Origin of the sequence: Microcella sp. (genome assembly GCF_033763155.1) — a bacterium.
Classification (GTDB): Bacteria; Actinomycetota; Actinomycetes; order Actinomycetales; family Microbacteriaceae; genus Microcella.
Map to the genome: position 1 here is coordinate 20,951 of NZ_JANRKZ010000026.1, position 12,732 is coordinate 33,682.

The 12,732-nt window shown below is 65.7% G+C and carries 13 protein-coding genes and 1 pseudogene; 3 read left to right on the plus strand and 11 right to left on the minus strand.

The genetic code is table 11. The features are described 5' to 3' along the window. Window positions 1–29: 29 nt before the first annotated feature. Window positions 30–1,346: a DUF4032 domain-containing protein gene (locus SFU54_RS00940; protein WP_319014445.1), complete on the plus strand. Its 1,317-nt coding sequence runs from the start codon at window positions 30–32 to the stop codon at window positions 1,344–1,346. Between the two features lie 14 nt (window positions 1,347–1,360). On the opposite strand, the gene SFU54_RS00945 is transcribed toward SFU54_RS00940, so the two are convergent. The 9 genes and pseudogenes from SFU54_RS00945 to SFU54_RS00980 all read right to left on the minus strand — a co-directional run bounded on the left by SFU54_RS00945 (window position 1,361) and on the right by SFU54_RS00980 (window position 9,339). Further along, complete coding sequence (locus tag SFU54_RS00945) at window positions 1,361–2,734, minus strand: NAD(P)(+) transhydrogenase (Re/Si-specific) subunit beta (RefSeq protein ID WP_319014446.1); 1,374 nt, start codon at window positions 2,732–2,734, stop codon at window positions 1,361–1,363. Next, window positions 2,731–3,045: an NAD(P) transhydrogenase subunit alpha gene (locus tag SFU54_RS00950; protein WP_319014447.1), complete on the minus strand. Its 315-nt coding sequence runs from the start codon at window positions 3,043–3,045 to the stop codon at window positions 2,731–2,733. Before SFU54_RS00950 ends, SFU54_RS00945 begins: the two co-directional genes overlap by 4 nt. Further along, window positions 3,045–4,199, minus strand: coding sequence for a Re/Si-specific NAD(P)(+) transhydrogenase subunit alpha (locus SFU54_RS00955; protein ID WP_319014448.1), 1,155 nt, complete (start codon window positions 4,197–4,199; stop codon window positions 3,045–3,047). Before SFU54_RS00955 ends, SFU54_RS00950 begins: the two co-directional genes overlap by 1 nt. A 90-nt stretch (window positions 4,200–4,289) precedes the next feature. After that, a complete protein-coding gene (locus tag SFU54_RS00960; protein WP_319014449.1) occupies window positions 4,290–4,736 on the minus strand; it encodes a cupin domain-containing protein in 447 nt (148 codons plus the stop codon). A 57-nt stretch (window positions 4,737–4,793) separates the two neighbouring features. Continuing rightward, window positions 4,794–5,039, minus strand: a pseudogene (locus SFU54_RS11705) (helix-turn-helix domain-containing protein); the annotation flags it as partial. A gap of 117 nt (window positions 5,040–5,156) precedes the next feature. Further along, window positions 5,157–6,149 (minus strand): 23S rRNA (guanosine(2251)-2'-O)-methyltransferase RlmB, encoded by a 993-nt coding sequence (rlmB, locus tag SFU54_RS00965; RefSeq protein ID WP_319014450.1) that lies wholly within the window; start codon window positions 6,147–6,149, stop codon window positions 5,157–5,159. Next, window positions 6,142–7,548 (minus strand): cysteine--tRNA ligase, encoded by a 1,407-nt coding sequence (gene cysS, locus SFU54_RS00970; RefSeq protein ID WP_319014451.1) that lies wholly within the window; start codon window positions 7,546–7,548, stop codon window positions 6,142–6,144. The genes rlmB and cysS overlap by 8 nt, the downstream gene beginning before the upstream one ends. A gap of 133 nt (window positions 7,549–7,681) precedes the next feature. Further along, window positions 7,682–8,854 carry a 2-C-methyl-D-erythritol 4-phosphate cytidylyltransferase gene (ispD, locus tag SFU54_RS00975; RefSeq protein ID WP_319014452.1) on the minus strand — a complete coding sequence of 391 codons (1,173 nt, stop codon included), beginning with the start codon at window positions 8,852–8,854 and terminating at the stop codon, window positions 7,682–7,684. A gap of 2 nt (window positions 8,855–8,856) precedes the next feature. Continuing rightward, window positions 8,857–9,339 (minus strand): CarD family transcriptional regulator, encoded by a 483-nt coding sequence (locus SFU54_RS00980; protein WP_319014453.1) that lies wholly within the window; start codon window positions 9,337–9,339, stop codon window positions 8,857–8,859. A gap of 186 nt (window positions 9,340–9,525) precedes the next feature. Here SFU54_RS00980 and SFU54_RS00985 point away from each other — a divergent pair, with 186 nt between their 5' ends. Continuing rightward, the gene (locus SFU54_RS00985) at window positions 9,526–9,996 is read left to right on the plus strand and encodes a hypothetical protein (protein ID WP_319014454.1); all 471 of its coding nucleotides are present in this window, start codon (window positions 9,526–9,528) and stop codon (window positions 9,994–9,996) included. Between the two features lie 95 nt (window positions 9,997–10,091). On the opposite strand, the gene SFU54_RS00990 is transcribed toward SFU54_RS00985, so the two are convergent. Then, a complete protein-coding gene (locus SFU54_RS00990) occupies window positions 10,092–10,772 on the minus strand; it encodes a response regulator transcription factor (RefSeq protein ID WP_319014455.1) in 681 nt (226 codons plus the stop codon). Window position 10,773: 1 nt separating this feature from the next. Then, window positions 10,774–11,922 carry a sensor histidine kinase gene (locus SFU54_RS00995; RefSeq protein WP_319014456.1) on the minus strand — a complete coding sequence of 383 codons (1,149 nt, stop codon included), beginning with the start codon at window positions 11,920–11,922 and terminating at the stop codon, window positions 10,774–10,776. 159 nt (window positions 11,923–12,081) lie between these two features. Between SFU54_RS00995 and phoU the strand changes: the two genes are divergently transcribed. Continuing rightward, the gene (phoU, locus tag SFU54_RS01000) at window positions 12,082–12,732 is read left to right on the plus strand and encodes a phosphate signaling complex protein PhoU (RefSeq protein WP_319014457.1); all 651 of its coding nucleotides are present in this window, start codon (window positions 12,082–12,084) and stop codon (window positions 12,730–12,732) included.

Sequence of the window (12,732 nt, forward strand, 5' to 3'; positions counted from 1 at the left end):
GTCTCTTCCGACACCAAGGAGCCCGAAGCATGAGCGCCTCGCTCTCGATCACATCGGCCGTTACCGACCCGGCCTTGCTCGACTTGCCGTGGCAACTGCCGCTCGAGCTGTGGCCCGACGATTCGATCGCGTCGCTGCCGAAGGGCATCTCCCGTCACCTCGTGCGCTTCGTGCACATGAGCGACTTCGTTGTCGCGGTGAAAGAGACCACGGAAGACATGGCTCGCCGCGAGTACGACATGCTGCGCACGCTGCAGCGACTCGACATCCCCTGCGTCGAGCCCGTTGCCGTCATCACGGGTCGAGTGGGGGCCGACGGTGAGCAGCTCATGCCCGTGCTCGTGACGAGGCACCTCCGCTTTTCTCTTCCCTACCGGGCGCTCTACTCCCAAACACTTCGCCCCGACACGGCGACGCGCCTCGTGGATGCCCTCGCCCTGCTGCTCGTGCGCCTGCACATCATCGGATTCTTCTGGGGCGACGTGTCGCTCTCGAACACGCTCTTCCGCCGCGACGCCGGCGCGTTTGCCGCGTATCTCGTCGATGCCGAGACGGGCCAGCTCTACGAGGGCGGCCTCTCGAATGGTCAGCGTGAGAATGACCTTGAGATCGCGCGCGTGAACATCGCTGGTGAGTTGCTCGACCTCGAAGCGGGTGGCCGACTCGACGAGAGCGTCGATGCGATCGAAACCAGCAACGGCATCATCGAGTCGTATCGGTCGCTCTGGAAAGAACTCACGGGGTGGGAGTCGTTCGACCGTTCGGAGCGCTGGCGCATCAACCAGCGCGTCGAGCGGCTCAACACTCTCGGTTTTGACATCGAAGAGCTCTCGATCACCACCGACGGTGACAGCACCGAGGTGCGCATTCGGCCGAAGGTCGTGGATGCGGGCCACCACACGCGTCGTCTGCTTCGACTGACCGGCATCGATGCCGAAGAGAACCAGGCCCGCCGCCTTCTCAACGACCTCGATTCGTATGCGGCATCCAACTATCCCGATCGGGAAGCAGACGAAGAGGTCGTCGCGCACGAGTGGCTCGTGCGTGTGTTTGAGCCGGTCGTGCGCGCGATTCCCAAAGACCTGCGCGGCAAGCTTGAGACGCCCGAGATGTTCCACCAGTTGCTCGAGCACCGCTGGTACCGCTCGCAAGACGAGGGCCGCGCGATTCCGCTCGCCGAAGCGCTTAGTTCTTACATCGACACGGTGCTGCGTCACCGGCGCGACGAAGCGACGATGATTGCGCCACCGACCGAGACGATTTCACTGCCCCCGCTCGACACGAGCGAGATCGAGATCGTCGAGGGTGACGACCTGCCAACGGGAAGCTGGCGCGACAAGGTCTAGCCCGGTCTCGGCGCCTAGAGATTCTTGACGGCCGTCAGCACCTTCGTGAGCGAGTCTTTGGCATCGCCGAAGAGCAGCGTGGTTTGCGGCTCAAACAGCAGGTCGTTCTCGATGCCCGCAAAGCCCGGGCGCATCGAGCGCTTGAGAAACACCACCTGGCGGGCCGAGGCCACATCGAGAATCGGCATGCCATAGATGGGCGAGCCAGGGCTCGTCTTGGCCGCCGGATTGACGACGTCGTTGGCACCCACGACGAGCGCTACGTCGCAGTTCTTGAACTGCGGATTGACCTCATCCATCTCGGCGAGCACCTCGTAGGGCACGTTCGCTTCGGCAAGCAACACGTTCATGTGCCCCGGCATGCGGCCGGCCACGGGATGAATGCCGAAGACCACGTCAATGCCCTTGGCCTCGAGGGTCGTCGCGAGTTCGGCCATGGTGTGCTGGGCCTGCGCGACCGCGAGTCCGTATCCCGGAACCACAATGACCCGCTGTGCGTAGCCGAGCAGAATCGCCACGTCTTCAGCGCTCGAGCTGCGCACCGGCCGATCACTCACGGCCGTCGAGCCCGCGGTCGAGCCGCCGCGGAATGCGCCGAACAAGATGCCGACCACGCTGCGTCCCATGGCTGAGGCCATGGCGCGCGTGAGTATGGTTCCGGATGCTCCCACGAGAGTGCCCGCAACCAGCAGCAGCGTGTTGCCGAGCACGAGTCCTGAGGCGGCCACGGTGAGGCCGGTAAACGCGTTGAGCAGCGAGATGACGATGGGCACATCGGCGCCGCCGACCGGCAGCACGACGAGCACACCGAGCGCCGTTCCGAGCGCGAGTAGCACGTAGGCCGCGAGCGGGTCGCCCGTCAGCACAAGCCACACGGCGCTCGCGAGCGAGCCCAAAGCCACGAGCGAGATCACAACGGGTGCGCCCGGAAAAACGATGGGCCGCGTCGGCATGAGCTCTTGCAGCTTGGCAAAGGTGATGGCCGAGCCGGCGAACGACACCGCACCGACAAGCACCGTGAAGGCGACGGCGATGAGGCTGCCGAGGCCGTCGACGTGCGTGAGTTCGAGCATCGCGACGAGTGCGGCCGCGCCGCCGCCGACACCGTTGAAAAGCGCGACGAGCTGGGGCATCTGCGTCATCTTGACGAGCCGCGAAGCCGGAACGGCGATGACCGTGCCGAGAGCAATGACGCCAAGAATCAAAAGAATGTTGTCGAGCTCAGTCGAGAGAAACACGACGACCATGGCCAGCAACGCACCGAACGCGCCGATGAGGTTGCCGCGACGCGCCGACTTCGGCGAGCTCAGACCCTTGAGGGCGAGGATGAAACAGACCGCCGCGACGAGGTAGAGAACCGCGGTGAGTTCAGGGCTCAGGAGGGTCACTTCGCGCCTTCTTTCGTCGCAGCGGCGCCCGGCGCGCGTCGGCCGCCGAACATCTCGAGCATGCGGTCGGTGACAACGAATCCGCCCACGAGGTTCACCGTCGCGAGCAACACAGCGATGAGCGCCACGACGAGCACGGGGATGCTCTCAGCCTGACCCGCAACGATCACGGCTCCGACGAGGATGATGCCGTGGATGGCGTTGGCCCCCGACATGAGCGGCGTGTGCAGCGTGCTCGAGACCTTCGAGACGACCTCGAAGCCCACGAACACCGCGAGCACGAAAAATGTCAGCAGAGTGATGGCATCCATTACTTCTTCGCGCCCTTTCGGTCGGCGATTGCGGCGGCGGTCGGCTCGTGCCGCACCACCCCGTCGTGGGTGAGGCAGGCGCCCGCAACGACCTCGTCATCGAAGTCGGGAACGAGCGCACCCTCACGCGTCATGAGGGCGACGAGGTTGGCGATGTTCTGGCCGAGCAGGCGAGAGGCATCAAACGGCATCGTCGACGCGGCATCTTTCATGCCAACGATCGTCACGTGCCCGCCCGTGACCGGAACCGTCACGTCGACACCCGCGACGGCACCCTCGACGTTGCCACCGGTCTCGGCCGCGAGGTCGACGATGATCGAGCCGGGCGCCATGCCTTGCACCATCTGCTTCGTCACGAGGCGCGGGGCGGGGCGGCCGGGAATCGCCGCCGTCGTCACGATGAGGTCAGCGTCGGCAACGTACGGCGCGAGCAGCTCACGCTGGCGGTCGGCGCGATCGGCCGCGAGTTCTTTCGCGTAGCCGCCCGCCGCATCCGCCGCCGCATCGAGGTCGAGGTGAATGAACGTGCCGCCCATCGACTGCACTTCGTCGGCCGAGGCCGAGCGCACGTCGTAGGCCGAGACCTTTGCGCCGAGGCGCTTGGCCGTGGCAATGGCCTGCAGACCCGCGACGCCCGCGCCGAGCACGAGCACGCGCGCCGGCGGGATGGTGCCAGCGGCCGTCATGAAGAGGGGTAAGAATCGCGGAAACCGCATGGCGCCCTCGAGCACGCAGCGGTAGCCGGCGACGAGTGCTTGTGAGGTGAGGGCATCCATCGACTGTGCGCGCGAGATGCGCGGAATGAGCTCGAGCGAGAACGCCGTCACCCCTCGAGCGGCGAGGGCCGCGACGCCGTCGAGCTCACTCGCGGGCGAGGCGAACCCGATCGTCATGGCGCCCTTCGGCAGAGCGCCGATCGTGGCCGCATCGAGCGGGCGCACGTGCACCAGCACATCGACGCTTTTCAACGGGATGCTCGCCGCAAGCGTCGCGCCTGCCTCACCGTACGCGGCATCGGCATAGCCGGCCGCGACTCCCGCACCTTTTTCGACCGTGACCGTGTATCCCGCGGCAACGTACTGCGCAACCGCCGCGGGAGTGGCCGCAACGCGGCGCTCACCCTCGATCGGTTCGCGCCGGACAGCAATCTTCATTGACACTCCCGCTCGGCTGGAACTGCAATCAGTGGAACAGTACCCCTCAGGCGAGGATTGTCACCGGGTTCTCGATGCGCGTCACGAACGTTACTGGCGAGCGACCTGGTTGCGCTCGCTGTCGTGGTCGTGCACCACCTCGTAGGAAAGGTCACGGCGCTCGAGCACAAACCAGACTCCGCGCGCAGGCACGTCACCGTGATTGCTCAAAAGATGCGGGCGCGAGCCATCAAAGCAAAACGAGTCACCCGGCTCGAGCGTGTAGGTATCGAAGTCCACGCGAAGGGTGAACTGGCCCTCGAGTACGACGCCGTATTCGAAGGATTCATGACGCATCATCTTGCCGTCGGCTGACGATGATGCACCGGGTGCGTAGGTGACAATGAGTGGGTCGACCTTGGTGGCGTCGTGGGCCGCGAGGCGCTCCCATCGAACGCCGTTCTGCAGCTCAATCTTTGGATTGTCTTCGCGACGCTGTACGACCGACCGTGCGGGTTGGCCTGCTGGACGATGCGGTGCGTTATCGCGAGACCGCATTGTTCCTCTTGCGGTGGGCACTGAATCACGCGTGGACGGCGCCATGAGGCCATCGAGCGACATGCCCAGGTGGTGCACAAGCGCGAACAGGGTGCCGACCGACGGCTGGGTCTTCCCGGTTTCGACCTGCGAAAGCAGACTCGCCGAAACACCCACAGCGCCCGCCACCGATCGCAAACTGAGCTTTTGCGACTCGCGGACCCGTCTGAGCTCAGGGCCGACATCACGTTGCACCAGCAGCGCCTTTCTCTCACGACGACGACCGACGGTCGATGCACAGCCTGACTGAACAGCCGAGGCCATTCCGAGCCTATACGAACGCTCATTCACGGCCTTTCGGCCCCTAATGATCAGCGATGTTCGACCATCGACAGTGACGCCGGGCCGTCAAGCCCAGCTACACAGCAAAAGCGGGTGCGGCTACAGGGCTGCGCGCCTCCGCGCCACCTCGTAGAGCGCGACGCTCGCCGCAATGCCCGCGTTGAGCGATTCTGTGGCCGACGAGATTGGGATCGACACAATCGCATCGCACGTCTCGGTGACGAGGCGCGAAAGACCTTTGCCTTCGCTGCCCACGACGATCACGAGCGGACGGTCGGCGAGCTCGAGCTTCGGCAGCGACATGTCGCCGTCACCGTCGAGCCCGAGCACGAACACGCCCTCGGACTTCATGGCCTTGAGGGTTTGCGTGAGGTTGGCCGCCATGGCGACGGGCGTGCGCGCGGCGGCGCCGGCCGAGGTCTTCCAGGCCGCAGCCGTGACGCCGACCGAGCGGCGTTGCGGCACGATCACCCCGTGCCCGCCGAACGCGGCGGTCGAGCGGATGATCGCCCCGAGGTTGCGCGGGTCGGTCACGCCGTCGAGCGCCACGAGCAGAGGAGTGTGTCCGCGATCGACCGCACGGCTGATGAGATCCATGGGGTGCGCATACTCATACGCCGGCACGCTGATCGCAATGCCCTGGTTCACCGAATTCTCGCCGGTCATGCGATCGAGCTCGGGCCGCATCACTTCGAGAACGGGGATGCCGCGCTTCGTCGCGAGCGACAACGCCTCTTTCACGCGATCATCCATCTCGATGCGCGATGCGATGTAGAGCGTGCTCGCCGGAATCTTGGCACGCAGTGCCTCCAGCACCGAGTTGCGGCCGCTCACGACCTCGACGTCGGCGCTCTTCTTTGGGGCGCGCGCGCGGTTCGACTGCTGACCGCCGCCGTTGCCGCCGCCCGCTCGTGTCTTGGCCGCAGCGAGCCGCTCTTGCGCTGCCTTGCGCTTGCCCGCGGGGTGCCAGCTACGGTCTTCCGCCTTGGGCGTCGGGCCGCGGCCCTCGAGGGCCTGCCGACCCTGACCGCCTGAACCAACGGTGGGGCCCTTCTTCTTGTTGCTTGCGCCAGGACGCCCGGGCTTAGCCATCGATACTCCAGTCGGTTGCGGTCGGTGAATCTTCGAGCACGATGCCCGCGGCCGCGAGGTCGTCACGAATACGGTCGGCCGTCGCGAAGTCGCGCGACTCGCGCGCCTCGCGGCGTTCGGCGATGAGCCGGTCGACCAGAGTCGAGAGGGCTCGGTGAGCGCGATCGTCGGCGCGAGCATCCGCATCGGGCGCATCAAAGCCCAGCACGCTCACCATGAGCGACACTTCAGCGTGGGCGCGCGCGGCGGCCGCGGGGTCGTCGGCATCGAGGGCAGCGTTTCCGAGGCGAACCCGATCGTGCAAGACGGCGAGCGCCTGCGGAACGGCAAGGTCGTCGTCCATCGCGGCGACGAACTCGGCCGGCAGTTCGGCGGCCTCATCAGCGAATCGCGTGTCGGCAATGCGACGGGATGCGCGGGCGAGAAAGCCGTCAATGCGGTCGAGGGCGGCTTGCGCCTCGTTGAGCGACGTGGGCGTGTAGTCGATGCTCGAGCGGTAGTGGGCCGAGCCGAGCCAATAGCGCACCACGGCCGGTCGGTGGCTCGCGAGCAAGTCGGCGGCAAACACCGAGTTGCCGAGCGACTTCGACATCTTCTGGCCGCCGATCGTCACGAGGCCGTTGTGCACCCAGTGCTGCGCAAAGCCGTCGCCGGCGGCCGCCGACTGGGCGAGCTCGTTTTCGTGATGCGGAAACCGCAAGTCGAGTCCGCCGCCGTGAATGTCGAACGCAGGGCCCAGGTAGCGCGCCGCCATCGCCGAGCACTCGATGTGCCAGCCCGGGCGTCCCGCACCCCAGGGCGAATCCCATTGGGCGGTCGTCGGTTCATCGGGCTTGGCGCCCTTCCAGAGGGCGAAGTCGCGGGGGTCCCGCTTGGCACGCGCGGGGGCGTCGCCCGCCTCGTCCATGTCGTCGGGGTTCTGGCGCGTCAGCTCGCCGTAGCGGCTCCAACTGCGCACGTCGAAATAGACGTCACCCGAGGCATCCGTCGCCACATAGGCGTGGCCCGCCGCAATGAGGCGTTCGATGAGAGCATGCATCTGCGGAATGCTCGCCGTCGCCCGCGGCTCATACGTGGGGGCCAAGATACCCAGCGCGCGGTAGGCGGCCGTGAACTCCAGCTCGACGCGGTAGGCCACGGCGAACCACGGCTCGTCGTCGGTCGCGTTCGCGAGCACCTTGTCGTCGATGTCGGTGACGTTGCGCACGAAGGTCACGGCATAGCCCCGCGCCGTGAGCCAGCGCCGCCACAAGTCGTAGACCAGAGCGCTGCGCAAGTGGCCGATGTGGGGAGCCGATTGCACGGTGGGGCCGCAGACATACATGCCCACGTGACCCGCGACCCGCGGTTCGAGGTCGACAACAGCCGCTTGAAGGCTGTCATACAGGCGCACGCTCACCGCCCCAGCCTACCGGCGTGCGAGTTGGGAGCGACGAGGAGAGCGGCGAAGCCGACGACCGCGCTCGTCGGCGGAGCCGCATCGCGCCGCAGAAGCGGCGGCGCGATCAAGAATGAACGCAGCGGCGGCGCGATCAGGAATGAAGCAGTGCCGTCGCGACGGCCGCAACGCCTTCGGCCCGGCCGGTGAAGCCCAGCCCATCGCTGGTCGTCGCCGCCACACTCACGGGTGCCCCGAGAGTGCGGGTGAGCAGGGCTTCAACCTCGTGACGCCTGGCTGCAAACCGCGGGCGCTTCGCGACCACCTGCACCGCGACATTGACGATCTCGAAACCGGCGTTGTGCACGAGTTCTAGGGTTGCCGTGAGAAACACCTCGCCGCGGGCCTCCGCGAATCGCGGGTCGTCGACGCCGAACCGCGAACCGACGTCGCCCAGTCCTGCCGCCGACAAGAGCGCGTCACACACCGCGTGGCTGATGGCGTCTCCATCGCTGTGGCCAGCCAACCCGGGCTCGCCCGGCCAGTACAAGCCGCCGAGCCACAGGGGCCGGTTCTCGTCATAGGCGTGCACGTCAATGCCGATTCCCGTGCGCACCGTGGGGCGATCGCCCGCAACGAGCAACTCGGCGCGACGGAGATCCCACGGTGTCGTGACCTTGAACGCTCGGTCGTCACCGGGCACCGTGACAACGGGATGCCCTGCCGCCGCGAACACGCTGGCGTCATCAGTGTGCTCGGCACCGGGTGCGATCGCCGCAACGGCAGCGCGGTAGGCGTCGAACGGAAAACCCTGCGGGGTCTGGATCGCCGCCAGCTGCGACCGATCCACCTGTTCCATGACCGCTCCCGCGGCATCACGGCGCGCGATCGTGTCGACGACGGGCAACGCGGGGATCACCCCGACGTTCTCCGCGCGCACACGCTCGACGACACGCGTAAAGACCTCGGGCGGCGTCAGAGCTCGCGCCGCATCGTGGATGAGCACCACGTCGACACCGTCAGCGACAGCAGCGAGTCCCGCGGCCACGGAGGCCGCGCGGCTATCGCCGCCGACAACCACGGTGAGGGCATCCCGAGCCGCACCCGCGACACGGTGCCCGATCGACACGGCATCGGCCCGATGACTGCTCGGGGCAACAACGATCACCTGAGCGGCCTCGGGTTGCGCGAACACGCCCTCAAGGGCGAGCTCAAGAAGCGTGCGGCCCTTGACCGGCACGAACGCCTTGGGCTGTGACAGCCCCAGCCGGGTGCCGCTGCCCGCGGCAACGACAATGATGGCGAGCCGCGCAGGGAACGGCGCCATGGCTATGAGGCGAGAACCTCGTCGAGAACCGTGGAGGCTTTCTCTTCGTCGGTCTTCTCAGCGAGGGCGAGCTCACTAATGAGAATCTGACGGGCCTTCGCAAGCATGCGCTTCTCGCCCGCACTCAAGCCGCGGTCTTGGTCACGGCGCCACAAGTCACGCACGACCTCAGACACCTTGATGACGTCACCCGACGCAAGCTTCTCAAGGTTGGCCTTGTAGCGGCGCGACCAGTTGGTGGGCTCTTCGGTGAACGGAGCGCGCAGCACTTCGAACACCTTGTCGAGACCTTCTTGGCCAATGACGTCGCGAACCCCCACGAGGTCGACGTTCTCGGCCGGCACCTCGATGGTCAAATCACCCTGCGTGACGTTGAGCTTGAGATAGAGCTTCTCTTCGCCCCGGACGGTTCGGTTCTTTACTTCGATGATCGTTGCCGCACCGTGGTGGGGGTAAACGACCGTCTCGCCGACCTGAAAAAGCATGGCTGATGGTCCTTCCGCAGAATCGCCAGTCTACCACAGGGGTTTCTCAGAAATTCGGGGCGGCCAGGCTCGCGAGCGGGCGGCAATGGGGCTGCGCGTGCTGGCTAGACTAGAATTCATTGGACTTCCGCGAGCGCCTCACACTGTGCGTGACCGGGCACGCCGACGGCCTAAAGGAGACAATTCGTGAAATCTCGCGTTGCGGCGTCGATCGCTCTTGCCGCGGCTTTGCTGATCGGCACGACCGGATGCACCTTCGGGGCCAACATTGCGACTCAAGAGGACTACGACCCGAGCGACGGAGTCGGAACCGAAGTTGGCGCGCTCGCGATTCGCAATGCGCTTCTGATCGGCGAAACCGGCGACGAACTGAACCTGGTCATGACCGTGGCCAGCGCAGCCGATGTCGACCGCCGCTTAATCGTGCAGTGGGAAAGCGACGGCGAGCGTGTTTCTGAGGCCATCGTGATCGCCGCGGGCGAGCGCACGCGCGTGGGCGGGCCCGACGACGAGATCCAGATTGTTCTCTCGGGCACCGGGGCCACGATTGGCGGGCTCGTTCCCGTCTTCTTCACCTACACGGGGGCCGAGGGCTCCGAGGTTCTCGTGCCGGTGCTCGACGGGGCGCTGCCGGAGTACGAGCTTTACATACCCTAAGGCTCGCCCTTCGGGCGACGAATTCCCTAGCTCGCCCTGCGGGCGACGAATTCCGTAACTCGCCGCCTTGGCGACGGGGCATCACCCCACGGCCGTCAGGCCTCGAAGCGGTATCCCAGACCGCGCACGGTCACGAGCAGACGCGGGTTGCCGGGGTCGGGCTCGATCTTCGAGCGGATGCGCTTGACGTGCACGTCGAGCGTCTTCGTGTCGCCGAAGTAATCAGCACCCCACACCCGGTCGATCAGTTGTCCACGGGTGAGCACGCGCCCAGCATTGCGCAACAAGAGCTCGAGCAGTTCGAACTCCTTGAGTGGCATCGGCACGACGGTGCCATCCACGGTGACTTGGTGCTTCTCGACATCCATGCGCACGCTTCCGACCGACAACACCGACTCGTCGATCTCACCCGCGTCAATCTGACGCCGCATGACGGCACGGATGCGCGCGAGCAGTTCGCGCGTCGAATACGGCTTCGTCACGTAGTCGTCCGCACCCAGCTCAAGCCCCACGACGATGTCGACTTCGCTGTCTTTCGCCGTGAGCATGATGATGGGCACGGTGGACCGCTGGCGCAACTCGCGACAGACTTCGGTTCCGGCCAAGCCAGGAAGCATGAGGTCGAGCAAGACGAGATCGGCCCCGGCGCGATCAAATTCGGTAAGCGCGGCGAGCCCGTCGGCGGCCACCACCGTCTCGTAGCCCTCGCGCGTCAAGAGGTAGGCGAGGGGCTCAGACAGCGAGGGCTCGTCTTCGATGATCAAGATGCGGGTCATGTCAGGCCTTCAGTCGAGCGGCCGCGGGTTCGAGAACGCGCGGGAGGCGGATGGTAAAGGTCGATCCCCGACCGGGCTGCGACCAGACACGCACGTCGCCACCATGGTTCTGCACGACGTGCTTGACGATGCTGAGCCCGAGCCCGGTGCCGCCCGTGGTGCGCGAGCGGGCCTGGTCAACCCGAAAGAACCGCTCGAACACGCGGTCGAGTTCTTCTTCGGGAATACCGATGCCTTGATCGGTCACCGCGATCTCGATGACGTCATCGGCCGCGGTCACGCCGATTCCCACGCGCGCGGGCGAGTGCGAGTACTGCACGGCGTTGAGAATGAGGTTGTGTACGGCCGTGATCAGCATGGCCTCATCACCCCACACACGTAGACCCTTGGTGCCTCCGCTGACGAGGGTCACGCGCTGAGCATCCGCATGCACGCGGTTTTGGTCGATTGCGGCCGAGACGACGTGGTCGAGCTCGACAATCTCCGGGTCAGAAAGAGCATCTTTTGCTTGCAAGCGAGACAGCTCGATGATCTCTTGCGTCATGCTCGCGAGCCGCCCTGACTCTTTGGCAAGTTGCTCGGCAAAGCGGCGCACCTGCACGGGATCATCGGCGGCGTGGCCCAGAGCCTCACCCAAGAGCCCGATCGCGCCGATGGGCGTCTTAAGTTCGTGGCTGATGTTGGCGACAAAGTCGCGACGCACGGCATCTAAGCGATACGACTCGGTGCGGTCTTCAGCCAGAACGAGCATGAAGCGGCTGCCGAGGCGAGCGACGCGCACCGAGAGGTGAAGGGCGGCATCGCCCAGTGGGCCTCGACTGAGCTCGAGCTCTTCCGTGATCGGCTCTCCACTGCGACGAACGCGATCGACCAGCTCGACCATGCGCCCATGCACGAGCGTGCGGTGCCAGACCAAACCCATCGTGACGGCGCGCGCTGAGGCCTTGATGACGTTGTTGCTCGGGTCGAGCACAATGCCCGCCGACTCGAGCACGTCAATGACTTGATCGACGCCATCGGGAACAGTCGTTGAGGCCACTTCAGCAGCCATGCGCCCTCGACGGGCGGCCGTCACAACGGCGACCACGGCTCCGCCCCCGATCAGCACCCCGAAGGCGAGAGCGAGGGGCACGAGCAGTGCCGAGTCCATGAGCACTAGATTAGTGACCGAGGGCCCGCCCCTGAGCCGCAACTGCGCCTCTGGAGGCGAGGTCATCGAGAATTCACCTGTGGGTTGACTACCGTTCACCGCCGAACGGCACGGTGAGAGGGATTGTGCCGAGACCCCCCAGATAGAGGACGTGACCAGATGCGCGAAGTTTTCCAGCAAGAGCTGCGAGAGGTGCGCGAGCGACTTGTCGAGATCGCCGGGCTCGTGGCTGGCTCAATCGAGAACGCCACGCAAGCCTTCAACGAGTCGAACGTGTCGCTCGCCGAGACGGTCATCGCCGATGACGCGAAGATTGACGTTGCCGCCGCCGAGCTCGACGAACTCGCCATCAATATTCTTGCTCGCCAACAGCCCGTTGCCCGTGACCTGCGTGTTGTCGTGAGCGCGTTGCGCATCAGCGCCTCGCTCGAGCGCATGGGTGACATGTCCGAGCACATTGCTCAACTGGCGCGTTACCGGTTCCCCGACAAGGTGGTTCCGAAGAGCCTCCGCTCGACGTTCAAAGAGATGGGCCAGCTCGACGTCACGATCGCCCGCAAGCTCATTGAGCTGCTCGAGACCGAAGACCTCGCGATCGCCGAGTTCATTCGCGACGAAGACGACAAGATCGACGCCCTGCACCTCAGTGTCTTCGACAAGGTGCTCGGCGAAACCTGGAAGGGCGAGGCGATCGACACTGTCGATGCCACGCTCGCGTCGCGATACCACGAGCGTTTCGCCGACCACGCCGTCTCGATCTCGAAGAAGGTGCAATACCTCGCGACGGGCGACTGGGTTCCCGCCGACTGA